Origin of the sequence: Asanoa siamensis, assembly GCF_016862555.1 — a bacterium.
GTDB classification, from domain to species: domain Bacteria; phylum Actinomycetota; class Actinomycetes; order Mycobacteriales; family Micromonosporaceae; genus Asanoa; species Asanoa siamensis.
This window is the reverse complement of record NZ_BONE01000076.1, coordinates 1-23,339: the sequence shown is the minus strand read 5'-3', so window position 1 is coordinate 23,339 and position 23,339 is coordinate 1. Positions and strand designations below refer to the sequence as shown.

The following is a 23,339-nucleotide window of genomic DNA, read 5'->3' as shown; positions in this document are numbered from 1 at the left end:
GACTGTGGTCCAAGCCCCGAGGGGGACCCCGCATCCGAAAGGAGGCGCACCGTCTGAACGGTCGACGCCCGGGGGTCATCGAGCGCCGGCCTTCACCACCGCAATCAGCACAGACCGTGTGGGAGGTAACGCGTGGACATCGTCGTCAAGGGCCGAAACGTTGAGGTGCCCGACCATTTCCGGATCCATGTCGCCGACAAACTGGCGAAGGTCGAGCGCTACGACCAGAAGCTGATCCGCGTCGACGTCGAACTATTCCACGAGCGCAACCCGCGCCAGTCCGACAACTGCCAGCGCGTCGAGATCACCTGCGCGTCGCGGGGGCCGGTCATCCGCGCCGAGGCTTGCGCCTCCGACTTCTACGCCGCCCTGGACGCGGCGATCACCCGGCTCGACAGCCGCCTGCGGCGGGCGGCCGACCGGCGGCGGGTCCACCGCGGCCGCACGCCGGTGTCCGTGGCCGAGCACACCGCAGGCCTGCCGTCCGCGAAGCCGGCGGGTGTCCCGGCGGCGCGCACCGCTCTGCTCGAAGAGGACCCGGCCGACCGCTACGCGATGCTCGCGGACGAGCCGCAGGACGACCAGCCGTGGCACATCGCCCGGGTGAAGGAACACCCCGGCGACCCGATGACGGTCGACGACGCCCTCTTCCAGATGGAGCTCGTCGGCCACGACTTCTATCTCTTCAACGACAAGGAAAGCGGCCAGCCGAGCGTGGTGTACCGCCGGAAGGGCTACGACTACGGGATCATCTCGCTACAGGTGTGACCCGATCGTGTGCGGGACGAAGTGGGCGTCGTTGCGGGTGATCAGCCCGTCGACGCCCACTCCTTCCCGGATGCCCAGGCCCGACGGCTCGCCGTCGACCATCCAGACGCCGAGCACGGGGTGGCACACACCGTCCGCGCCCGGGTATGACGGCAGCTCGCACAGCTCCTGGTAGACGAAGCCCTCGGCGCCGTAGTCGCCACCGTTGCTGGCCAGCGGCACGTTGTCGCGGACGAGCTGGACGTTGGCTCCCTCGCGGGACCAGATCGGCTTCTTCGCGTACGAGGTGAGCGTCTCGGGTTTCTCGTCGGCGAAGTAGGCCGGCAGCAGCAACGCGCCCTCGGGCTGGTCCTTGAACAGTTCCCAGAGCACCGGCAGCAGGCCTTTGTTGGACCAGAGCGCCGCCGTGTAGGGCGGCTCGATCCAGACCGTGCCGCGCTTGGCCGGGTCGGCCATGTTCCGGAAGATCGGCCGGCCGCCCTCCTCGTGCCAGAGCCACTCCCACGGGTAGAGCATGAAGACGACGTCGATCTGCGGGCCCACCTCGAACTGCCCGCGCTGGAACCGGATCGTGCCGTCGACCTCGTCGACACCGATCTGGCTCATCGCGATCAACTCGGTCGGGAAACCGGCCTGGCTCGCCGTCTCCATCAGGTAGGCGACGTTCATCCGGTCCTCGCCGGAGGTCTCGCTCGTCTCGTACGCGAAATAGATCGTCGGCCGCTCGGGCAGCCACGGGCGGGCGGCGCGCAACTCGCTCATGTTGCGCCGCCACGCGTCGATCAGCCGCTCGTGCAGGGCGTTCCACTGCCGCTCGGGGTGCTGGGTCTGGCCGGTCTGCTCCAGCCACGACCACTGGACCACCGCGCTCTCCAGGAGGGCGGTCGGCGTCTGCGCGTTGAACTCCAGCAGCTTCGGCGTGCTGCCCTTGCCGGCGTACCAGAGGTCGAACCGCCCGTAGACGCTCGGCGAGTAGTCCGGGCCCTGCGGCGTGTGCGCGTGCGTGCCGAACAGGTCCTTGTCGGCGTGGGTCCAGGCTTCCTTGTCGCCGTCCAGCCAGGTGCGGATCACCTGCTCGTGCGCGTACTCCGGAATGCCGATCTTCGCCAGGCGGCACGTGTCGGGCCAGCACTCCGCCGACAGGTAGGACTCCCGCCGCACCGCGCGGTCCCGGCGCGGGCAGCCCGCGACGAGGTGGTCGCCCGCGGCCACGCACATCCGGTGCAGGGTGGCCGCCGCCTCCTCGAGCGCCAGGATCTCGTCGAGGTCGAAGTCGTAGAACGGACCCTCGCGCCAGTAGGAGAGGACCCGGCCGTCGGCCAGGGGAGTGGCGTTGTAGGTCAGCCCGAGCGAGGCGTTCGTCTGCTCCCACCCCGGCCGCTGGACACCGTGCGCGACCCGTCGCACCTCAGCCGCCGGACGACTTGCTGCCGCCGCTGCTGCCGCTGCCGCCCTTGCCGACCACACTGGACTTCACGGTGCCGTTGCTGACCCGACCGGTCGCCGGCAGGCCCCAGGTGGTGCGCTGGGCCGCGTCGTTGTAGGCGAACTTCGAGCCGCCGGCGGGCAGCTTGGCGCCGGGCTTGAGGCCCTTCTTGTAGCGCGGCGAGTGCGCCCAGAAGAAGAAGCCACCGCGGCCGTCGCCGTCGTCGTCGCAGTCGTCCTCGTTGACGATCGTGTCGTTCTGGTCGACGCAGTAGAACGTGTGATCGTCGTCGGCCGAGTCGCACGCCGCGGTGCCTCCGGCGGCCAGGCCGAGGAACGCGGCGCCCAGCACGACGCGCGCGGTGTTGCGCCGCCGACCAGTCATCATCATCTCCCAGGTCCCGCTACAAGTGGGCTCACCTTAATCGACGCCCGCAACCACCGGGATGTCCGTTCAGCTGGTCTCGCGGAGATCACCGGGCAGGAGCGCCCAGAGGATGTCGTCGATCCGGCCGCCCGCCAGGCCGGGCAGCCGGTTGCGCTGGTAGCCCTCGCGCAGGAAGCCGGCGGACTCGAGCACCCGCTGCGAGCCCGCGTTCGACGGGTTGGTCCCCGCGATCAGCCGGGCGATGGCGGTGTTGGCGAAGGTCCACCGCGCCAGCAACGTGGCGGCCCGGCGGGAGAAACCGCGGCCGCGGAAGGCCGGCAGCACGCTGTAGCCGATCATCGCCTGGCCGGTCGGCGGCTCCTGGTAGTAGAGGCCGATGTCGCCGGCCGGGGCGCCCGTTTCCACGTCGACCATGACCAGGTCGATGCGCTCGCCGAGCAGCCAGCGGGTTTGCGCGCGGGAGCAGCGCAGCTCCAGCTCCTCGCGGTCGGGCGGCACGGGCGGCACGTGGGACGCGAGGATGTCGGGAGTGTTGAACAGCTCCTCGTAGAAGTCGACGTCGTCGGGCGTGACCGGGCGCAGGGCGAGCCCACCGTCGGAGAGCCCGCCCGCGGGCAGGTCGGGCAGCGCCCGGGCGATCGGCTCACCGGGATCGGTGGCCAGGCGGGCGAAGACCCCGACGTCGCGGCGGGCGTTGCCGGGGTCGACGACGGCGCCCCGGCGTACGCCCTCGGGCTCGAAGCCGGCCGCCAGCGCGACCCGGATGCTCGCCGGGTTGGCGAAGTCGGCGAGGATCTCCAGCCGGCCGAAGCCGTCGCCGAAGGCATGGTCGGCCAGCGCCCGCGTCGCGGCCGTGGTGACGCCCTTGCCACGGGCCCACGGGGCCGCCCAGTAGCCGATCTCGCCCTGCCCGCGGTCGGCGTCGACGCGGGCGATGCCGACCGCGCCGAGCAGCCGGTCGGTGGCCGGGTCGGCGATCGCGTAGTTGGCGCCGCCCGCCGCCCACTGCGCCGGCACGACCTCCCGCAGCCAGGTCAGCGCGTGGTCGCGGGTGTAGGGGCGGGGCAGCTTCGGCAGGAACCGCTGGATCGTGGGGTCGTTGGAGGCGGCCTCGATGTCGGCCGCGTCGTCGTCGCGAAGGGGGCGCAGCCGTACGCCGGACGCTTCGATGGTTTCCGGTTTCATGCCGGTGCCTTCCCGTTCGCGAACCCATCGGACGCTAACAGCGCGCCCGTCCAGGCGTCGACCCGCTCGCCGCGGTGGTCCAGGTAGCCCCGGTTGGTGCCCTCGATCGTGAAGCCGGCCTTGGTCGCCACGCGCCGGGACGCCTCGTTGCCCGCGTTGGCCCACCAGCCGATCCGGTGCGGTCGCAGGGCGGTGAAAGCCCACGCGCAGACGGCCGAGAGCGCGGCGGGCGCGAAGCCACGACCGCGCGCGTGCGGCGGCACCACGAAACCGACGTCGGCGAGCGCCGGGTTGGTCGGGTGCAGGCGCAGTTCCATCAGGCCGGCGTACGCGTCGGTCTCGGGCTCGCCGATCGCGAACACGGCTCCGGTGCCGCGCAGCCAGGCGCGGGGACCCCAGGTGTGCACGAAGTCCTCGGCGTGGACGCGCTCGTACGGGTGAGGGACCGTGGTCCAGCGGACCGTCTCGGGGTCGTTGGAGCTGTCGGCGATCGGGTCGATGTCGCGGTCCTCGAGCGGCCGCAGCCTGATCTCGCCGTTGCGGGTCGCGGCGAACAGGTCCGGCTGGGGGCGGCTGAAGGTGACCGCGCGGCGGGCCTCGACCGAGCCCGGGCCGGCGGCGGTGGTGTCGATGGTGTCGCCTGGGAGCAGCGCGGCCACCCACGCGTCGCGCCGGGTGCCGTCGCGGTCCTCGATGTCGGCGCGGGCGATGCCCTCCATGGTGAAGCCGGAGCGCAGGGCGACGAGCCGGGACAGGTGGTTGCCGACCTCGGCGCGCCAGGCGAGCCGGCGTACGCCCAGGTCCTCGATCGCCCACCGGGCCACCGCGCGGGTGGCGGCGGTGGTCGCGCCGCGCCGCCTGGCCCAGGGTGCGGTCCAGTAGCCGATCTCCGCGGTGCCGTCGTCGATCTTGACCAGGCCGGACGCGCCGACCAGGTCGCCGGTGGTCTCGTCGAAGACGCCGAGCGGTGCCCGCGTGCCGTCCCGCCAACTCGTGGTGGTGAACTCGCCGACGAAGAAATCAGCGTGTTCGCGAAGATAGGGGACGGGAACGGCCGTCCAACGCTGAATGTCCGGATCTTGGCAGGCTTTTGCCACCGCGGCCGCGTCGTCGGGGTGCCACGCGCGGATGACCAGACCGTCTGTGATGATCTTCGGGGGCTCCACGCGGTCATCCTGCCGGACCATTCTCCCGGGGCATAACCGGATTTCTCCCGGCGTTAGCTTCGTTATGTCCGTTATAACCTGCTCGTCGGGAACCGCCCCTGACAGTCACCCCGTAGGAGCGCCTACCATAGTTCGGCAGACCGTCTAGGGGAGCGTTGATCCGTGTCGATTCTGGAAAAGTTCCTTCGTGCGGGCGAAGGACGCATGCTGCGCAGGCTCAAGGCCATCGCGGCTGCGGTCAACTCGATCGAGGACGACTACGTCAACCTCACTGACGAGGAGCTCCGCGACCAGACCCATCAGTTCCGTGAGCGGCTGGCCGACGGGGAGACCCTCGACGACCTGCTGCCCGAGGCTTTCGCCGTGGCGCGCGAGGCGGCGCACCGGGTGCTCGGCCAGCGCGCCTACGACGTCCAGATCATGGGCGGCGCCGCGTTGCACTTCGGCAACATCTCGGAGATGAAGACCGGTGAGGGCAAGACCCTGACCGGCGTCTTCCCCGCCTACCTCAACGGCCTCTCCGGCAAGGGCGTGCACGTCATCACCGTCAACGACTACCTGGCGCAACGTGACGCCGAGTGGGTCGGGCGGGTGCACTCGTTCCTGGGCCTGACCGTCGGTGTGGTGCTGCCCAACCGGCCGTCGGCAGAGCACCGCGAGGCCTATGAGTGCGACATCACCTACGGCACCAACAACGAGTTCGGCTTCGACTACCTGCGCGACAACATGGCGTGGTCGAAGGACGAGCTCGTGCAGCGCGGCCACAACTTCGCGATCGTCGACGAGGTCGACTCGATCCTGATCGACGAGGCCCGCACGCCGCTGATCATCTCCGGCCCGGCCGAGCACTCCGCCCGGTGGTACTCGGAGTTCTCGGCGGTCGTCGCCCGGCTGCAGTCCGGCAAGGACGGCGAGGGCGACTACGAGGTCGACTACGCCAAGCGGACGATCGCGATCACCGAGCGGGGCGTCGGCAAGGTCGAGGACCGCCTCGGCATCGACAACCTCTACGAGTCGGTCAACACGCCGCTCGTCGGCTACCTCAACAACGCGATCAAGGCCAAGGAGCTCTACAAGCGCGACAAGGACTACATCGTCAACGACGGTGAGGTCCTGATCGTCGACGAGTTCACGGGCCGCATCCTGCACGGCCGCCGCTACAACGAGGGCATGCACCAGGCGATCGAGGCCAAGGAAGGCGTCGAGATCAAGCAGGAGAACCAGACTCTTGCCACGATCACACTGCAGAACTACTTCCGGCTGTACGAGAAGCTGGCGGGCATGACCGGCACGGCGCAGACCGAGGCCGGCGAGTTCAACAAGGTCTACAAGGTCGGCGTGGTCTCGATCCCGACCCACCGGCCGATGATCCGCGTGGACCGCCCCGACGTCATCTACAAGACCGAGAAGGCCAAGTTCAACGCGGTCGTCGAGGACATCGCCGAGCGGCACGCCGTCGGCCAGCCGATCCTCGTCGGCACCGTGTCCGTCGAGAACTCCGAGATCCTCTCGCAGCTCCTGCGCCGCCGGGGCATCCCGCACTCGGTCCTCAACGCGAAGTTCCACGCGAAGGAAGCCGAGATCATCGCCCAGGCGGGCCGCCGGGGCGCGGTGACGGTCGCGACGAACATGGCCGGCCGAGGCACCGACATCCTGCTCGGCGGCAGCGCCGAGCACCTGGCGGCGGCCGAGCTGCACCAGCGGGGCCTCGACCCGGTCGAGCACGAGGACGACTACGCGAAGGCGTTCGAGGAGATCCTGCCGCGCTGGAAGCAGCACTGCGACACGGAGGCCGACGAGGTCGTCGACGCCGGCGGTCTCTACGTGCTCGGCACCGAGCGCCACGAGTCGCGCCGCATCGACAACCAGCTGCGCGGTCGTTCCGGCCGGCAGGGCGACCCGGGCGAGTCCCGGTTCTACCTGTCGCTGCAGGACGAGCTGATGCGCCGCTTCCGCGCGGGCGCGGTCGAGGCCGTCATGGAGCGGTTCAACATCCCCGAGGATGTGCCGATCGAGTCGAAGATGGTGACCCGGCAGATCCGCAGCGCGCAGGCCCAGATCGAGGGCCAGAACGCGGAGATCCGCAAGAACGTTCTGAAATATGACGAGGTGCTCAACAAGCAGCGCCAGGTCATCTACGCCGAGCGCAAGCGGGTGCTCGACGGTGAGGACCTGCACGAGCAGGTCCGCCACATGATCGACGACGTCGTCGAGGCCTACGTCCAGGGCGCGACCGCCGACGGCTACGCCGAGGACTGGGACCTCGACCAGCTCTGGTCGTCGCTGAAGCAGCTCTACCCGGTCGGCGTGACGATCGACGACGTCGAGGACGAGGCCGGCGGCGAGCGCAACAACATCGACGCCGAGTTCCTGCTCTCCCGGATGAAGGACGACGCGCACAACGCGTACGACCGCCGCGAGGAGGAACTCGGCACCGAGGCCGTCCGCCAACTCGAGCGCATGGTGCTGCTGCAGGTCATCGACCGCAAGTGGCGCGAGCACCTCTACGAGATGGACTACCTGCAGGAGGGCATCAGCCTGCGGGCCTACGCGCAACGCGACCCGGTCGTGGAATACCAGCGCGAGGGCTTCGAGATGTTCGCCACGATGATGGACGGCATCAAGGAGGAGACGGTCGGCTTCCTCTACAACCTGGACGTCCAGGTGGAGGAGACCCCGGCCCCCGCACCGGCCGCCGCCGGCGGAGCCCTCCCGATGCCCGACGACGCGACGATCGAGATCAAGGCCAAGGGCCTGGGCCGCTCGTCCCGCTCCCAGTCGGGCCTGCAGTACTCGGCCCCCACAATCGACGGCGCCGCCGGCGGCGGCGGGGTAGCGGTCCAGCACACCCAGCCGCAGCCGCCGATGCAGCACGCACCGGCCCTGGGCGTCGGGGCCCCGGCCCCGTCGACGGGCGACGACCGCCCACGCCCGTCGCCGGGCCGCCGCCCGTCCCCGGGCCGCCAGTCGGCCACGCCGAGCAACGGCCCGTCCCGCAACGCCCCGTGCCCGTGCGGCTCGGGCAAGAAGTACAAGCGCTGCCACGGCGCACCCACGCCGTAACGACCGACGCCCGAAGAGCCCGCCCCGCACCGCGGAGGCGGGCTCTTCGGCGTCCGTGCCGCTCCTTCCTTGCGCCTCGCTTCTACGACGCGCGCCCCCTTGCGGTCCCTGCATGGACGGCGCACGCCCTGGGTTGCGGCTCGTCGCGAAGCCGCGGATTCGCCGCCGGTCCGGGGGTGCGGACCCGTCGGTCGTGGCGCTCCTTCCTGCCGCCGGGGCTGGTCTCCGCGCGGCTCATGCGCTCTCGCCGCGGCCCGAGCGTTGGGCGCGGCTCGTCGGTGACGGCGGATTGGTGGCGTGGCCGTTTGGCCTGACGAAGCGAAGTTCCTTCGGCCCTGCGGCTCCTTCCTGCCGCCGGGGCTGGTCTCCGCGCGGCTCATGCGCTCTCGCCGCGGCCCGAGCGTTGGGCGCGGCCCGTCGGCGACCGCGGGTTGACGGCTTGGCCGGCCGGCAGCATCAACCCAGCCGGCCACGGCCCGGCGAACCTGTGCCGCCGTCCGTTGTGCCACTCCTTCCTGTCGCCGGTATCGGTTCCCACGTGCGTCACGCGGTCCCTGCGTGAGTGACGCGGTTCTGTCTGATCTGGGTGGAGCCCAGAGCGCCCACTGGCGTGCCCGCGCCGGTGGGCGCTCCGGGGGTCATAGGACCTGGAGGACCGTGCCCAGCCAGGTGGTGTTGGAGTGTTCCAGGCGGAAGGCCATCGCCCAGGTGCGGGTGTCGGTGCCCAGCGCCGCGGCGGCTTCGACGATGCCTGGTGTCGGCTCGCTGATGCGTAGGCTGCGCAGCCGAACCAGTTCCAGAGGTTGCTGTCGTCGCGGCAGGGCGGGTGGGCCCGGCATCCGGCGTAGCGCGTCGATGAGGTGCTCGATCAGGGTGTGCGCGGTGGCCGGCTGTGACAGCGAGCGGACGTGGGCCACCGGGCGGTAGCCGTTGAGGATCTCCAGACACGCCCGTGCGAAGCGGCCGGCCGCGTGGCGGGCCTCGGGTGAGGCCGTCGGGCGTGGCTCCGCGGGCGGGCTGACAGGGTCGCCTGGACGCGCCGCCGGCGGCGGCGTGGGCGGACGGGTCAGCGCCGCGAAGTCGAACGCCAACTGGCCCTTCGCCTCGGGCCACACCTCGTTGCCCGGACCGTCCGGGGCGGGCCGCCGGCCGATCGGCGGGTAGGAGCCCCGCGTCACCGTGCGTCGCTGCTGCGGCGAGCGCCGGACCAGCGACGCGCCGCCGTCGTGGACTACCCGATAGGGCGCCGCCGCCGGCGACGGATCGGACCAGGACCGACCCCGGGCGCTCCCGACGGGCGCCCGATGCCGCGGCGGCGGTGCGGGCACGGGCCAGCCGGTGCCGGTCGCCCGCACCATGGCTCCGTTGTGGGCGGCCGACCAGAGGCCCGGCCCCACTGCCGCTCGAGTCCCGGTCGAGCCGGACCAGAGCGTTCCGCCCGCGGGGCCTTGCCGTGACGCGACGGGCACGGCGGGGGACGGGCGTCCAACAGCAACGGACGGAGCGACCCGCGCTGCCCTGCTGGGCTGGCCCGCGCCGGCTGGTCGGCGTTCGATCGCCGTTCGCGCCTCGGACGCCGCCAGCGGACTACCGCCCCGCTGTGGGACGCCATGCGCGCCGCTCCCGACTGGTGGGTCCATGGGAGCCCGGCCAGCTGGTGGCGGCGTAGGCATGCCGGACGCCGGCGGGCCGCTGATGTGTTGTGGGATACGGGGCGCGCCGGTCCTGACCGTTGGGGCCAGGTGAGCGCGACCCGCTACTGGCGGTGTGGGCGCGCCGGTCCGGTGCGGTTGGGCCACGTGGGCGCGGCCGGCTGCTGGTGGGGTGGGCGTGCCAGGCGCCGGCGGGTCGTCGGTTGCGGGCGAGACGCCAGGCGCACCGCTTCCTAGCGGTGGGATCACCTGGGCGCGCCCAGCCGCCGATGGCGGGCCTTCGGGCATGTGCGGAGTGGGAGTGGACGGTCGCTGGACCGTCGGTGGTGCGGTCATGGTCGGCATGGGCAGCCTCCCCGGGTGGCTGATCGGCAGACAAAGAATCTTGCGTTTGCTTTCGTTTGCCTTCGACCAGCTCATACTCACGGCAGACCTCAGCCACCGTCAATGCCATCCATGAAAAGTGGCGTGCCACCTTCCCAGTGGCACGCCATTGCTGCGAAATCGCGCGACCAGCTACGGCGCCTCTTTGTCGATCAGCGGGTTGCTCCGTACCCATTCCGCGGTCTCGTCGTATTTGCGGCTGATGTATTCCTCGAGCTTCGCGCGCTCAACCCGCCACTGGCCGCGGCCGCCAACCTTGATCGCGGGGAGTTCGCCGCTGCGGACCATGTGGTAGACCTGCGAGTCCGAGACGGCCAGCTCCTCGGCCACCTCGGACAACTGCAGGAACCGGTGCTCCACCACGACGACGGTCACCCCTAATTCGGCTCGGTTGCCTCAGTTTGCCATCGAACGCGCTTGCGAAGCACCTATGCCTCGGCCCCGGGGCCAGCCGGTGGCCGGGCCGCCGCCGCCGAGACCGCGCGGCCCGGCAGTGGGCTCGAATAGACCACGCTGGTGGTCACCGAACCCAGGCCCGCGATGCGGCCGGCTACCCGCTCCAAATGGAGCATCGAGCGGGCCACCACCTTCAGCACGAAACAGTCCTCGCCGGTCACGTGGTGCGCCTCGATGATTTCCGGCGTGCTGTCGAGCAGCGCGTAGAACGGCTGGTAATTGCTGGTCGGATAGCGCAACCGCACGAATGCCATGATGTCCAGCCCGACCACCGCCGGCGGGACGACCGCGCGGTAGCCCGCGACCACCCCCGCCTCCTCGAGTCGGCGCACCCGCTCGGCCACGGCGCTCGGCGACATGGAGACGGCGCGGGCCAGGTCCGCGTACGACGCCCGCCCGCTGGTCTGCAGCTCCGCGAGCAATCGCCAGTCAGTCTGATCGAGTGCCGGGGATTCAACGGTCACGGCAGCAAACTACCGCCGGATCAACGCCCGATCAACCAGAGTGCCGTGGACAGCTCATTCACCCGGAGCCCAAAGCCACATACCGTCGACAACCATGAACGCCATCGAGTTCTTCGCTGCCAAGCTCGCCTTCCAGACCGACGTCTCCGACGTCCACGCGTCCAAGGACGACGACAGCTACACCCTCGTCGACACCCGCGATCTCGCCTCGTGGCGCCAGGGCCACATCCCGGGCGCCGTACACCTGCCGCGCAGGATGATCCCGATGCGCGCGGCCACCCTCCTGCCCGACAAGACCAGGCCGCTCGTCGTCTACTGCTGGGGTCCCGGCTGCGACGGCGCCACCCGGGCGGCCCACGAGTTCGCCCGCCGCGGCTACGAGGTCAAGGAGATGATCGGCGGCATCGAGTACTGGATCCGCGAAGGCTTCCCCGTCCTGACCGCCGACGGGCTGGTCACCCGCCAGACAGACCCGTTGACCGCGCCGCTGGCGAGCGCACCGGCCGGCAGTGTATGAACGTCCGGTGCCTGACGCTCTGATCCGGGTCTACCTGCCGGCGACGCTCCCGATGCTCGCCGCCCTCCGCGACGGGGGCCTCACGGTCGCCGCCGCCCACGCGGTCACCGCGAACCTCCGGGAGTGGTACGCGGAGGGCGACGAGGAGGAACTCGAGTACGTCGCCTTCACCCGGGCCGCCCAGAGCGCCCTCCGCCTGCTCCGGGAGGACCCGGACGCCCCGCGCCGCCGCGTCGTCGTCTCGGCCGACCTCGCCGCGTCAGCCGTGCAGCGCACCGACGGCGAGCTCGGGTCGAGCCTGGTCACGCTGACAGGCCCGGTGCCGCTCCAGGCCGTCGCCGCGGTCCACGTCGACAGCACCGACGCCGAGGAGGACGTCGCCGCAGCCGCCGAGCGGGTCGAGGAGGCGCTGGCCGGCGACGACGACGCGCAGTTCACGGTCGACAACGCCGAAGATCACGAACTGGAGTGGTACGACGTGTCAGAGCTGGACACGCTTCTTTGACGGCAGCGTGCGCCCGAACGCGATCGTCGTCGCCAGCGCACCCACGAAGAACACGATCAAGGTGTACGTGAGCCGGTCCGCGTCGACATGGGCGCGGAAGGCCCGGTCGAACTCGCTCAGCGACGCCACCGCGTCGAGCACCTGCGCGCCGCCGACCCGGGTGACCACCTCGGTGACCAGCAGCAGGAGGCCCACGCCCGCGCCCGTGACCATGTAGAAGGGCCAGCGCAGCGGGCCGCCCTCGGTGGTCTCCCGCTTGGTCACCCGGCGTAGGTAGAAGAACGGCACGAGCCCCGCGATCAGGCCGGCGAGCGCCGCGGCCAGCGTGCTGGCCCCGGAGACCACCCCGGCGCCGAGGTAGTTGAGCACGAACTGCACCGCGAACACCGCGAGCGCCCCGGAGAGCACCGCCGCCGCCACCGAGCTGGGGCGCAGGCCGGCCAGCGCGCCGCCGACCACCGAGGCGGCCGCGATCGTGGCGGCGAGCACCCGGCTGCCGGGGCCGTCGTACCCGACGATCACGCCGAGCGCGCCGAGCAGGCCGACCGCGATGCTGGTGACCAGCGCGCCGGCCCAGCGGGTCGACGCGGCCGGGGTCCAGCTGGCACGGGCGATCAGGTTGACGGCGACCAGCGCGGAGGCGGCGCCCGCGACCAGGCTCGCCGAGACCACCGTCGGCAGGGAGATGGCCGCCGAGGCGATCGCCACGGCGTCGGTCACGGAGGTCGAGATCTCCCGCTGCAGGACCCACAGGGTGGTGCCGAACCAGGCGAGCGCGAGCAGGGCCAGCAGGCCGGCGCCAGGGGCGGGAACCAATCCAGTGGTACGGGTGGTCGGCCGCGTCGAGATCCGCACTGGCGACTCGTCCCCGGCGGCCTCGTCCTCACTGGCGACGGCGCCTTCGACGGGTTCGGAACCGGCGTCGGCGGGGTCGGAAGCCGCCTCGTCGGCCGGCTCGGAATCGACCGGCTTCCGCTGCCCGACCACAGCCGGCTTGTCAGCGACCTTCGCCGCCTCGGCGGGGGCCTCCACCTCGGCGACCGCTGTGGTCTCGGCCACGGTCACCGCGTCGTTCTCGGCAGGGGGCGAGTCGGGTTCGGTGCCCAAAGCCCCGGTGCGCTCGCTCATGATCTCCCCTTCGGTCGGCTCGACCCCGGTCCGCTCGACGCATCAGCGTACGCGGGCCGTCTGACACCGCCCGGGCGCGGGCGCGGACGGGTGCCCACACCCCCGGACGTGCGAATATGGCGTGAGGTCCCACCACCGTGGCGCCGGCACCAGCCGGTGGCCGCGGCCATGCGTCCGGTTGACCGCCCGGCGCCGGCGGGCCCGAAGCCACCAAAGCCGTCGAGATCGGTCAGGAGCCGAAGATGGACGCCGTGTTCACGACCCCCGAGCCGCGCAACGAGCCCGTACGCGACTACGCGCCCGGCTCTCCCGAGCGCGACAGCCTGCAGCGCCGCCTCACCGAGCTCGCCGCAGACAAGGCCGAGCTGACCATGACGATCGGCGGCGAGCAGCGCATGGGTGCCGGCGACGCCATCGACGTCGTGCAGCCACACCGGCACCGGCATGTGCTGGGGGTCACCCATAACGCGTCCAACGCCGACGCGCAGGCGGCGGTGACGGCTGCCAAGGCCGCGGCACCCATGTGGCGGAGCCTCTCGTACGAGGATCGGGCAGCGATCTTCCTCCGCGCGGCCGACCTCCTGGCCGGCCCGTGGCGCGACACGCTCAACGCGGCGACCATGCTCGGCCAGTCGAAGACCTCCTACCAGGCGGAGATCGACGCGGCCTGCGAGCTGATCGACTTCCTCCGGTTCAACGTGAAGTTCGGCCAGGACCTGCTCTCCGACCAGCCGCGCAGCACCAACGGCGTGTGGAACCGGTTCGACCACCGCCCGCTCGAGGGCTTCGTCTACGCGATCACGCCGTTCAACTTCACCGCGATCGCCGGCAACCTGCCCAGCGCCCCGGCCCTGATGGGCAACACGGTCGTCTGGAAGCCGTCGCCGACCCAGCAGTTCGCGGCCCACTTCACGATGCGCCTGTTCGAGGCGGCCGGCCTGCCGCCCGGCGTGATCAACATGGTGACCGGCGACGGCCTGGCCGTCTCCGAGGTGGCGCTGGCCGACCCCGACCTGGCCGGCATCCACTTCACCGGCTCGACGCCGACCTTCCGCCACCTGTGGCACGAGGTCGGCACCAACCTCGACCGCTACCGGGGCTACCCGCGGCTGGTCGGCGAGACCGGCGGCAAGGACTTCGTGATCGCGCACTCCAGCGCCGATGTCGACGCGCTGCACACCGCGCTGATCCGGGGCGCCTTCGAATACCAGGGGCAGAAGTGCTCCGCCGCGTCCCGCGCGTACATCCCGCGCTCGATCTGGGAAGGTGGCCTGCGCGACCGGCTGGCCGCGACCGCCGACAGCCTGACCTACGGCGACGTCACCGACTTCGGCAACTTCGGCGGCGCGGTGATCGACGCCCGGGCGTTCGCGAAGCACGCGGGCGCGCTCGACCGGATCAAGAACTCGGCGAACTGCACCGTGCTCGCCGGTGGCACCGCCGACGACAGCGAGGGATGGTTCGTCCGCCCGACCGTGGTCGAGGCGAGCGACCCGACGCACGAGGTCTTCACGACCGAATACTTCGGGCCGATCCTCGGCGTGTACGTCTTCGACGACGCCCGCTTCGACGAGGTGGTCACGCAGGCGGAGGGCATCGCACCGTACGCGCTGACGGGTTCGATCTTCGCGAACGACCGCCGGATCGTCGACCAGGCCTCCGCGGCGCTGCGGTACGCGGCCGGCAACTTTTACATCAACGACAAGCCGACCGGTGCCGTGGTCGGCCAGCAGCCGTTCGGTGGCGCGCGGGCCAGCGGCACCAACGACAAGGCCGGCTCCTGGCACAACCTGATCCGCTGGACCAGCCCGCGGACCATCAAGGAGACCTTCGTGCCGCCGACGGACCACCGCTACCCGCACATGGGCTGAGTGTGGTTTGGAACGGTCCGTTGTTATGCGAAAAGCGTTAACAACGGACCGTTCCTTTCGGCTCACGCGGGTCGGACGCGCTCGATTCGGGTCAGGCCGAAGACCCGTTCGTCCTCGCGCAGCCGGCACCAGGCGACCATCCGCTTCCCGTCGAGTTCCAGTGGCTCGACGACCCGGCTGGAGAAGTCGCCGCCGGCGGTGCGGTAATCGATCGTGACCGGCCCGCCGACCACGATCGCGTAGACCAGCAGGTCGCGTTCCCGCTGCTCGAGCTGGGGCGTGTGGCGGCGCACCTCGCCCGCCACCGCCTCGGCCGGCTCGGGCGACGCGGGCTCGGACGACGCGGTGGCCGGTGCGGGCGCGGCCGGGTCCGGCACCAGCCAGAGCATCGGCCGCACGGTCTGCTCGGCCCCGGCGGTGACGAGCCGGGGCGCGGCCGCCTCGGTCTCCGGGACGGCGGAATCCAACAGCCGCTCGGCCAGCTCGACCAGGTCGCCGGTCGGCGCCGGCCGGGCCGTCGGGACGTGCCCGGCGCGGCGCCTCGGCGTGGCCCGCATCCGGGTCGCCCGGCGCACGGTCGGCGTGCCGGTGGCGTCCTCGGCGGCGGGGGAGTAGCCGGCCGCGCGCAGCGCCTCCAGCGTCTCCTCCGCCGACCGCGCGCTGGTCAGCACGGTCGGCGCGACGGCGGCCAGGCCGAGCCCGCGCAGCGGCCGGGCCCCGATCAGCTCGGCGGCCAGCGCGGCCGTGTCGGTGCGCAGGACGCAGCCGACCGCGCGTACCCGGACCTGCCCGTGCTGCCGCCCGACGTCGTCGATCAGGTATTCCAGGGCCTGCGGCAGCCGCCCGCCGGCGGCCACGATCCGCAGCGCCTCCAGCAGCGTCCCGGCGGTGAACCCCGTGTCCAGGGCCGCCCGCACCGATTCCGTGGTGAACCGCCACGACGCCGCGGCGCCGTCGGCGGCCGTCCGCTCGGCCGCCGTGTCCAGCAGGGTCCCCAGCGGCGCGGCCGGCAGCCCCGGCACCAGCACCGTCAGGTCGGCCTCGAAGATGGCCTCCGCGACCACGTCGGGCAGCAGTGCCCCGGCCACCTCGGCCACGGTCCCGGGCGCCTCGACCAGGGCCCGGCCGACCGCGCTCAGCGCACCGTGCGCCAGCACACCGAGCAGCCGGGCCTCGCGCAGCGTCCCCTCGACCAACGGGTCCGGCGACTGTCGCGTCGCCGGCAGCAGCACCGGCAGCCGCCAGCGCAGGGCGTCCGTGATCGCGTCGACGTCGGCGCCCGGCCCGGCCGCCGCCGCACCGCGACCCGGCGGCAGCTCGCCCAGCAGCCGAAGCAGGCCGGGGCGGGCGTCGAGCACCGGAGCCCAGGCCAGGTCGGGCAGCAGCGCGGACAGCTGCGGGCCGCCGCCGGGGCGGCCGGCGGCGGTGGGCACGGTGGGCAGCGTCGCCCAGGTGGTCACCAGGGTCGCGAGCCGGTCGGCCGGCCTGGCCGCGCGCCACTCGTCGTACGCGGCCGTCGGTGCGACCACCTCGTCGACGAGGCCGAGCAGGCCGGCCGCGTACCCGATCTCCAGCCAGAGCCGCACCTCGGTCTCGTCGGCCCCGGTCAGCTTCGCGACCCGGCGGATCTCGCGGGCGCCGACCCCGCCGGACCGCAGGAACGCCAGCGGCGCCCGCTCGGCGACGTCCAGCAACGCCCCGACCCGCTGCACCGCGAGCGTTCCGGCCGCCACGGCCTCGCGGTCGACCGCCGCGGCCGGCGCCAGGTTGATCGCGAGCACCGGCGGCCGAGGGTCGAACGGCGCGTGCCAGCCGGCCCCGCGCAGCGCCACCGCCACCTCGCGGGGCATCGTCGCGCGCCGCCAGCCGTCGGGGATGACCAGCCCGCGGTCCAGCGCCCAGCCGAGCGCCGTGCCGGGCAGCTCCGCCGCCGGTCCGTGCGCGGCCAGCCGGTCCAGCCGCCGGCGGGTGTCGGCGGGCGCGCCGCCGACCATCTCGCGTACGCGGCTCTCGTCGGACAGCGTCGCGGCCAGCGACCCCGGATCCACCCGCCACGCGGCCGCGATGCCCGCCAGGCGGTCCTGGTCGACCGTCGCGAGCAGCGTGGCGGCGGGCGGGCCCAGGCCCAGCGGGAACTCCGTCTCCGACCAGAGCGGCTCCGCCATCCGCAGCGCGCCCGTCTCGTCCGGCCAGACCAGCGCGAGCTCGGCGAGCCCGGCCAGCGCGTCCGCCAGGTCGGGATCGTGCTCCGGCCGGTCGAGCAGGGCGGCCAGCCGGCCGGGCCGCACACTCGGGCCACCGATGCCCGCCAGCGCCTCGACGACCTGCGCCTGCGGAAGCGGCACAGTGGACAGCGCGGCCGCGACCGAGCCGTCCCTCTCCAGCCGGGCCGCCAGGGTTTCGAGGTCGGCGACGGGGAGCGCGTCGCGGCGCCGTCGCAAGATCACGGCGAGCTCGTCGGGCGCACGGAGGGCCAACCACTGCAGCAACGCGGACGCCACGGGCAGCAGCCTGCTCCACCCACCGGCGCAGGTCAAACAACCAGGGGTTTAACGTTCGAAGGGTGACCGAAGAGATCCTTCACGACGCCCATTTCGGTGAGCAGGGCGGCCGCCTTACCTACGGGGCCTACCTGCGCCTACCCGAGCTGCTCGACCAGCAGGTGCCGGAGTCGTCGCCACCCGCGCACGACGAGCTGCTGTTCATCACGATCCACCAGGTGTACGAGCTGTGGTTCAAGCTCCTCCTCTCGGAGCTGACCGACGCCCGCGACCGGATGCTGGCCGGGGAGAGCTACCTGCCACGGGTGCGGCTGGAGCGCTGCCTGGTGGTCGAGCGGGTCCTGGTCAACCAGGTCGACGTGATCGACACGATGACACCGCAGGACTTCCTGGCGTTCCGCAACAAGCTCGCGCCGGCGTCCGGCTTCCAGTCCGCCCAGTTCCGCGAGATCGAGTTCCTCTCCGGCGCGAAGGACCCGGGCTTCATCCGCCGGTTCAAAGGCCTCGCCGACGACGACCGCGCCCGGCTGCAGGCCCGGCTCGACGAGCCGAGCATGTGGGACGGCTTCCTGGCGGTGCTCGTCAAGGCCGGCTTCGACGTGTCGACACCGGACGCGCGGTTCGACGCGTACGCGGCGATCGCCAACGACCGGGAACGCTACGGACAGCTCTGGGACCTGGCCGAGGCGCTGGTCGCCCACGACCAGGCGTTCTCGCTGTGGCGGGCGCGGCACGTGCTGATGGCGGAGCGCCAGATCGGCACCAAGCCGGGCACGGGCGGCTCCGCGGGCGGGGCGTACCTGCGCTCCCGCATCGAAATGCGCTTCTACCCGGAGCTGTGGGAGTTCCGCAGCCGGCTCTAGCGGGTTCGTGCCATCCCGGGCGGCGTAGTGACCGTCGCCACTTCCCGCGCGCCTAGCGTGAGCCGCGGGGAGGTCGGTCATGGCGGAGCGGTACGAGCGGGGCGAGGAGATCGCCCGGGGTGCGGTCGGCACCGTCTGGCGTGCCACCGACCGGGAACGGGCCGAGCCGGTGGCGATCAAGGTGCTGCGGCCGGAGGCGGCCCGCGAGCCCGAACTCGTCGCCGGCTTCGCGGCCGAGGCCGAGATCCTCGGCGCCCTCGACCATCCCGGCATCGTCGGGTTGCGCGGCACGACCACGGTCGACGGCGCGCCGGCGCTCGTGCTCGACCTCGTCGAGGGCGAGGACCTGCGGCGCCGGCTGCGCCGCGACGGGCCGGTGCCGCCCGCGGTCGCGGCGCACATCGCGGCCCAGGTCGCCGAGGCGCTCGCCTATCTGCACGCCCGCGGCGTCGTGCACGGCGACGTCAAGCCGGCCAACCTTCTCGTGCCCGCCGACGGGGGGCGGGTCCGGTTGACGGACTTCGGCGTGGCGCGGCGGATCGCGCGGGGTCGTCCCGACGTCATCCACGCCACGCCGGAGTACGTCGCACCCGAGGTCGTCGCCGGCGAACCGGCGGGCCGGGCCGCCGACGTGTACGCGCTCGGCATCGTCCTCTTCGAGATGCTCACCGGGCGCAGCCCTTACCGTGGTGGCCAACCGACCCAGGTGCTCGCCCGGCACACGACCTGCACTCCGGTAGCACCGCCGGGACTGCCCGCCGTCGTCTGGCCGCTCATCGAGGCCTGCGTCACGACCGCCCCCGACCAGCGCCCGCCCGCCGCGCTGCTCGCCGCCCGGCTGCGCGGGCTGGAGCCGGCCCTGGACGGGACGCCCACGCTCGCGCCGCTCGGCGGCGACCAGGTCACCTGGTGGCCCCGCCCCGGCGGTGCCACTGTGGCCCGTGCGCCGGTGGCCTGGGTTCCGCTGCGGGCCGCGCCTGTCTCGCCCGCGTCCGCGTACGCCGGCGGTCTGGTCGCCATCCCGCTCGCGGCGATGGGACAGCCGGGACTGCCCCCTGTGGAGCCTGCCCGCCGTCCCCATCGGCGTGTCGCGCTGTTCGGTGGTGGCGTGGCGGTGGTCACGCTGGTGACGGTCGCGGCGGTCGCGCTGCTCGGTGGTGGCGGCGGTGCTGGGCCGGGTGTGGGACCGGGCGGGCAACCTGAGGCCGGTTCGCCGACGGTCGTGACCCGGACCACAGTCCCCAGTGGTCCCACGACTCCCGACAGCACCGAAACTCCGCCTCCGGGTGTCGGTGAGCCCCTGCTTCCCACCGACCTGGGGCCTCTGCCCGGTATCGGGGAACTCATGCCTTCCATGCCTCCGAGGTCATGATCAAGGCTTTTGCAGCCGATACTGCCCGGCTGGCTTCATTGTCCTCAGCAGACTGTCTGTGCCAGACAGTGCATTGTGGAGACGCCCCGTTTTTGATCAGCCGAAATCCTGGACGACGGGCCGTCGAGGTGCGACCTTTGAGAGATGGCGGATACTGACATCAACCCCACGGCGGCCGCACTGCTCGGTCTGCTCCACGAAGGACCGATGACCGGCGGGCAGCTGATGGCGTCCGCCGAGCGTCGGCTCGGCCCTTACTGGTCGATGACCCGCAGCCAGGTCTACCGCGAGCTGCCGGCGCTGGCCGAGCAGGGCTACGTACGTCTCGGCAAGCCGGGTCCCCGTTCCAGCCAGCCCTACGCGATCACCGCGTCGGGCAAGCGGGCCTTCTCCCGGTGGCTCGGCGAGACGCCCGGCCGCGACGCCGTCCGCAACCCGACGGCCCTGCGCGTGGCGTTCGGCCAGCAGCACTCGGGCGGCCAGCTCAAGGAGCTCTACTCCAACGCGAACGCCTATCACACCCAGGCGCTCGCCTCGGCCCGCGAACAGGCCCGCGAGGCGAAGAAGGAAGGCGACCCGTACGGCGCCGCCGCCCTCGACTTCGCGATCAACTACCACAAGGCCGCTCTCAGCTGGCTGAAGTCAGCCCCGGCCAAGTAACACCCGATCGTCGTCCCTCGCTCGGTGGCACTCCTGCTGAGCGAGGGACTTCCGGTGGGCAGCGCTACTCTTACATGTTGTGACCGCTGCCGACTTCTCCGATCAGCTCAAGACCCTCGATGCCACCCTGCGCAACATCGAGGCCGTGCTCGACCTCGACAAGCTGCAGCGGGACAAGGCCGACCTCGAGGAGCAGGCCTCGGCCCCCGACCTGTGGGACGACCAGGCGCGGGCGCAGGTGGTCACCTCGAAGCTCTCCCACGTCAACAGCGAGATCGACCGGCTGGCGGCGCTCCGCGGCCGGATCGACGACGCCGCCGTGCTGCTGGAGCTCGCCGAGGCCGAGGCTGACCCGGGCGCCCTGGAGGAGGTCGGCTCCGAGCTGACCTCCCTGCACAAGGCGGTCGAGGAGATGGAGGTCCGGACCCTGCTCTCCGGCGAGTACGACTCGCGGGAGGCGCTGGTGGCCATCCGGGCCGGCGCGGGCGGCGTGGACGCCGCGGACTTCGCCGAGATGCTGCTCCGGATGTACCTGCGCTGGGCCGAGCGGCACAACTACGCGACCGAGGTCTACGACACCTCGTACGCGGAGGAGGCGGGTCTCAAGTCGGCGACCTTCGCGGTCAAGGCGCCCTATGCCTACGGCACGCTCAGCGTGGAGTCCGGCACCCACCGGCTCGTCCGGATCAGCCCGTTCGACAACCAGGGCCGGCGGCAGACGAGCTTCGCCGGCGTCGAGGTGCTGCCGGTGACCGAGACGACCGACCACATCGACATCCCGGAGAACGACATCCGCGTCGACGTCTACCGGTCGTCGGGTCCGGGTGGCCAGAGCGTCAACACGACCGACTCGGCCGTCCGGATCACCCATATCCCGACCGGCATCGTGGTCACCTGTCAGAACGAGAAGTCGCAGCTGCAGAACAAGGCGTCCGCGCTGCGGGTGCTGCAGGCCCGGCTGCTCGAGCGCAAGCGCCAGGAGGAGCAGGCCAAGCTCGACGGTCTCAAGACCGACGCCGCCGGCTCGTGGGGCGACCAGATGCGCTCGTACGTCCTCCACCCGTATCAGATGGTGAAAGACCTTCGAACTGAGGAGGAGACGGGCAACCCCTCTTCGGTGTTCGACGGCGAGATCGACGAGTTCATCGAGGCCGGGATCCGTTGGCGCAAGCAGCGCGAGTTGGAGTCCGAACCCTCCTAGCCCGTTATTTTCAGTGACTGTCCGTGTGCGGCTCCGTCTAATGTGTGGAATAAATTTCGGCCTTTCCGGCAATACGGGCACGATGGCTGCCTGGAGGCTTGGAGTTTTCGTTACACCGCGTAGACTCACGACCCGTGATTCAGCTCGAGCACGTGACCAAGACTTACCCGAAGGCTTCGCGGCCCTCGCTTGACGAGGTCTCCGTCGGGATCGAGAAGGGCGAGTTCGTCTTCTTCATCGGTCCGTCGGGTTCCGGCAAGTCGACGATCATCAAGCTGCTGCTGCACGAGGTCACCCCCAACCGCGGGAAGGTGCACGTCAACGGCCGCGACGTGACGGCGATGAGGTCGTGGAAGATCCCGGCGTTCCGGCGGCAGATCGGCTGCGTGTTCCAGGACTTCCGGCTCCTACCCAACCGCACCGCGTACGAGAACGTGGCGTTCGCCCTCGAGGTGATCGGCAAGACCAAGGCGGTCGCCCGCCGGGTGGTCCCCGAGGTCCTCGAGCTCGTCGGCCTGGGCGGCAAGGAGCACCGCTACCCCCACGAGCTGTCCGGTGGTGAGCAGCAGCGCGTGGCCGTGGCGCGCGCGTTCGTCAACCGGCCGCTGATCCTCCTGGCCGACGAGCCGACCGGAAACCTGGACCCGGACACGTCGATCGAGATCATGCGGTTGCTGGACCGGATCAACCGGACCGGCACGACGGTCGTGATGGTCACCCACGACTCCAACATCGTCAACCAGATGCGCCGGCGCGTCATCGAGATCGAGAGTGGTCGCATCGTCCGCGACCAGGCCCGAGGCGTCTACGGCTGAGGCGCGACCCCCCAGCGCACCTCGCCACCCCGGCAAGTCGGTTAGTCCAGCGGAGCTCCGGAAGGAATCCCCCCGATGCGGTTGAAGTACGTCATGTCCGAGGTGATGGTCGGACTGTGGCGCAACGTGACGATGACCGTCGCCATGATCATCACGATGGCAGTCTCCCTGTTCATGCTCGGTGCCAGCGGCCTGATCTACACGCAGGTCAAGGACATGAAGGCGTACTACTACGACAAGATCGAAGTCGCCATCTTCCTGAAGCCTGAGATCACGGACGACCAGCGCGCGAGCCTCGAGGGCGAGCTGAAGAGCGACCCGCTGGTACGCGAGGTCATCTACGAGTCCAAGGACGAGGCGTTCAAGAAGTTCCAGACGATGTTCGCCGACGTGCCGGCGGTCGTCGACGCGGTCAAGCCGGGCCAGTTGCCCGAGTCGTTCCGCGTCGGCCTGGTCAATCCCGAGCAGTATCAGGCTGTCCGCGAGACCTATGTGGGCAAGGACGGCGTCGACCAGATCATCGACCAACGGAACCTGCTCGAAAAGATCTTCAATATCCTCGGCGCGGGGCAGACCGGAGCACTGGTGGCGGCCAGCGTGATGGCGCTCGCTGCCCTCTTGCTGGTCGGCAACACGATCCAGGTCGCGGCCTACAGCAAACGCCGAGAAGTCGCGGTCATGAAACTCGTCGGTGCGTCCAACTGGTTCATCCAGGCACCGTTCGTGCTGGAGGCGGTGGTCGCCGGCCTCCTGGGCTCGGTCCTCGGCTTCGGCATGTTGGCGATCCTCAAGGTGGTGCTGCTCGACGGCTCGCTGCAGGATCTCACCGACCTGTTGACACCGCTGTCCTGGGCGAAGGTGTTGATCATGCTGCCCCTGATGGCCCTCGCGGGCACCGTGGTCAGCTCCGTCACCGCCTGGGTCACCCTCCGCTTCTACCTGCGGGTCTAGCGCC

Annotated in this window: 20 protein-coding genes; 11 read left to right on the top strand and 9 right to left on the bottom strand. The window is 71.4% G+C overall.

Going from position 1 to position 23,339, the window contains the following annotated elements; all coding sequences use genetic code 11:
• Window positions 1–132 precede the first annotated feature (132 nt).
• A complete protein-coding gene (gene hpf / locus Asi02nite_RS32705; protein ID WP_203717880.1) occupies window positions 133–768 on the top strand; it encodes a ribosome hibernation-promoting factor, HPF/YfiA family in 636 nt (211 codons plus the stop codon).
• Here hpf and Asi02nite_RS32700 read toward each other — a convergent pair.
• From Asi02nite_RS32700 to Asi02nite_RS32685, 4 genes are all read right to left on the bottom strand, one after another.
• The gene (locus tag Asi02nite_RS32700; protein ID WP_203717879.1) at window positions 757–2,175 is read right to left on the bottom strand and encodes a glutathionylspermidine synthase family protein; all 1,419 of its coding nucleotides are present in this window, start codon (window positions 2,173–2,175) and stop codon (window positions 757–759) included. The two genes, hpf and Asi02nite_RS32700, sit on opposite strands and share 12 nt — an antisense overlap.
• A 1-nt stretch (window position 2,176) precedes the next feature.
• On the bottom strand, window positions 2,177–2,578 hold the full coding sequence (locus tag Asi02nite_RS32695) for a hypothetical protein (RefSeq protein WP_203717878.1): 402 nt from the start codon (window positions 2,576–2,578) through the stop codon (window positions 2,177–2,179).
• Window positions 2,579–2,647: 69 nt separating this feature from the next.
• Complete coding sequence (locus Asi02nite_RS32690) at window positions 2,648–3,766, bottom strand: GNAT family N-acetyltransferase (protein ID WP_203717877.1); 1,119 nt, start codon at window positions 3,764–3,766, stop codon at window positions 2,648–2,650.
• Window positions 3,763–4,932: a GNAT family N-acetyltransferase gene (locus tag Asi02nite_RS32685; RefSeq protein ID WP_203717876.1), complete on the bottom strand. Its 1,170-nt coding sequence runs from the start codon at window positions 4,930–4,932 to the stop codon at window positions 3,763–3,765. Before Asi02nite_RS32685 ends, Asi02nite_RS32690 begins: the two co-directional genes overlap by 4 nt.
• Before the next feature lie 162 nt (window positions 4,933–5,094).
• Between Asi02nite_RS32685 and secA the strand changes: the two genes are divergently transcribed.
• Window positions 5,095–7,995, top strand: coding sequence for a preprotein translocase subunit SecA (gene secA / locus Asi02nite_RS32680; RefSeq protein ID WP_203717875.1), 2,901 nt, complete (start codon window positions 5,095–5,097; stop codon window positions 7,993–7,995).
• Window positions 7,996–8,633: 638 nt separating this feature from the next.
• On the opposite strand, the gene Asi02nite_RS32675 is transcribed toward secA, so the two are convergent.
• The 3 genes from Asi02nite_RS32675 to Asi02nite_RS32665 form a co-directional block, all read right to left on the bottom strand.
• On the bottom strand, window positions 8,634–9,353 hold the full coding sequence (locus Asi02nite_RS32675) for an Rv3235 family protein (protein ID WP_203717874.1): 720 nt from the start codon (window positions 9,351–9,353) through the stop codon (window positions 8,634–8,636).
• Window positions 9,354–10,163: 810 nt separating this feature from the next.
• Window positions 10,164–10,394, bottom strand: a complete 231-nt coding sequence (locus Asi02nite_RS32670; RefSeq protein ID WP_203717891.1) for a helix-turn-helix domain-containing protein — start codon at window positions 10,392–10,394, stop codon at window positions 10,164–10,166.
• A gap of 65 nt (window positions 10,395–10,459) precedes the next feature.
• Window positions 10,460–10,951 (bottom strand): Lrp/AsnC family transcriptional regulator, encoded by a 492-nt coding sequence (locus Asi02nite_RS32665; protein ID WP_203717873.1) that lies wholly within the window; start codon window positions 10,949–10,951, stop codon window positions 10,460–10,462.
• 94 nt (window positions 10,952–11,045) lie between these two features.
• Between Asi02nite_RS32665 and Asi02nite_RS32660 the strand changes: the two genes are divergently transcribed.
• Window positions 11,046–11,468, top strand: coding sequence for a rhodanese-like domain-containing protein (locus Asi02nite_RS32660; protein ID WP_203717872.1), 423 nt, complete (start codon window positions 11,046–11,048; stop codon window positions 11,466–11,468).
• A gap of 52 nt (window positions 11,469–11,520) precedes the next feature.
• Entirely contained in the window at window positions 11,521–11,973 is a 453-nt protein-coding gene (locus Asi02nite_RS32655; protein WP_373312369.1) for a DUF6912 family protein, read from the top strand.
• Here Asi02nite_RS32655 and Asi02nite_RS32650 read toward each other — a convergent pair.
• Window positions 11,950–13,101 (bottom strand): hypothetical protein, encoded by a 1,152-nt coding sequence (locus Asi02nite_RS32650; protein WP_203717870.1) that lies wholly within the window; start codon window positions 13,099–13,101, stop codon window positions 11,950–11,952. The two genes, Asi02nite_RS32655 and Asi02nite_RS32650, sit on opposite strands and share 24 nt — an antisense overlap.
• Before the next feature lie 242 nt (window positions 13,102–13,343).
• Between Asi02nite_RS32650 and pruA the strand changes: the two genes are divergently transcribed.
• The gene (pruA, locus tag Asi02nite_RS32645; protein ID WP_203717869.1) at window positions 13,344–14,972 is read left to right on the top strand and encodes an L-glutamate gamma-semialdehyde dehydrogenase; all 1,629 of its coding nucleotides are present in this window, start codon (window positions 13,344–13,346) and stop codon (window positions 14,970–14,972) included.
• A gap of 62 nt (window positions 14,973–15,034) precedes the next feature.
• Here the strand turns inward: pruA and Asi02nite_RS32640 are convergent, their stop codons facing one another.
• Window positions 15,035–17,473, bottom strand: coding sequence for a helicase-associated domain-containing protein (locus tag Asi02nite_RS32640; protein ID WP_203717868.1), 2,439 nt, complete (start codon window positions 17,471–17,473; stop codon window positions 15,035–15,037).
• Between the two features lie 62 nt (window positions 17,474–17,535).
• Here Asi02nite_RS32640 and Asi02nite_RS32635 point away from each other — a divergent pair, with 62 nt between their 5' ends.
• The 6 genes from Asi02nite_RS32635 (at window position 17,536) to ftsX (ending at window position 23,335) form a co-directional block, all read left to right on the top strand.
• Entirely contained in the window at window positions 17,536–18,336 is an 801-nt protein-coding gene (locus tag Asi02nite_RS32635) for a tryptophan 2,3-dioxygenase (RefSeq protein ID WP_203717867.1), read from the top strand.
• A gap of 79 nt (window positions 18,337–18,415) precedes the next feature.
• On the top strand, window positions 18,416–19,708 hold the full coding sequence (locus Asi02nite_RS32630; protein ID WP_203717866.1) for a serine/threonine-protein kinase: 1,293 nt from the start codon (window positions 18,416–18,418) through the stop codon (window positions 19,706–19,708).
• Between the two features lie 144 nt (window positions 19,709–19,852).
• A complete protein-coding gene (locus tag Asi02nite_RS32625) occupies window positions 19,853–20,368 on the top strand; it encodes a PadR family transcriptional regulator (protein ID WP_203717865.1) in 516 nt (171 codons plus the stop codon).
• Window positions 20,369–20,447: 79 nt separating this feature from the next.
• On the top strand, window positions 20,448–21,569 hold the full coding sequence (prfB, locus tag Asi02nite_RS32620) for a peptide chain release factor 2 (RefSeq protein ID WP_203717864.1): 1,122 nt from the start codon (window positions 20,448–20,450) through the stop codon (window positions 21,567–21,569).
• Window positions 21,570–21,703: 134 nt separating this feature from the next.
• The gene (gene ftsE, locus Asi02nite_RS32615; protein WP_203717863.1) at window positions 21,704–22,384 is read left to right on the top strand and encodes a cell division ATP-binding protein FtsE; all 681 of its coding nucleotides are present in this window, start codon (window positions 21,704–21,706) and stop codon (window positions 22,382–22,384) included.
• Between the two features lie 75 nt (window positions 22,385–22,459).
• Entirely contained in the window at window positions 22,460–23,335 is an 876-nt protein-coding gene (gene ftsX / locus Asi02nite_RS32610; protein ID WP_203717862.1) for a permease-like cell division protein FtsX, read from the top strand.
• The last annotated feature ends 4 nt before the right edge of the window (window positions 23,336–23,339 follow it).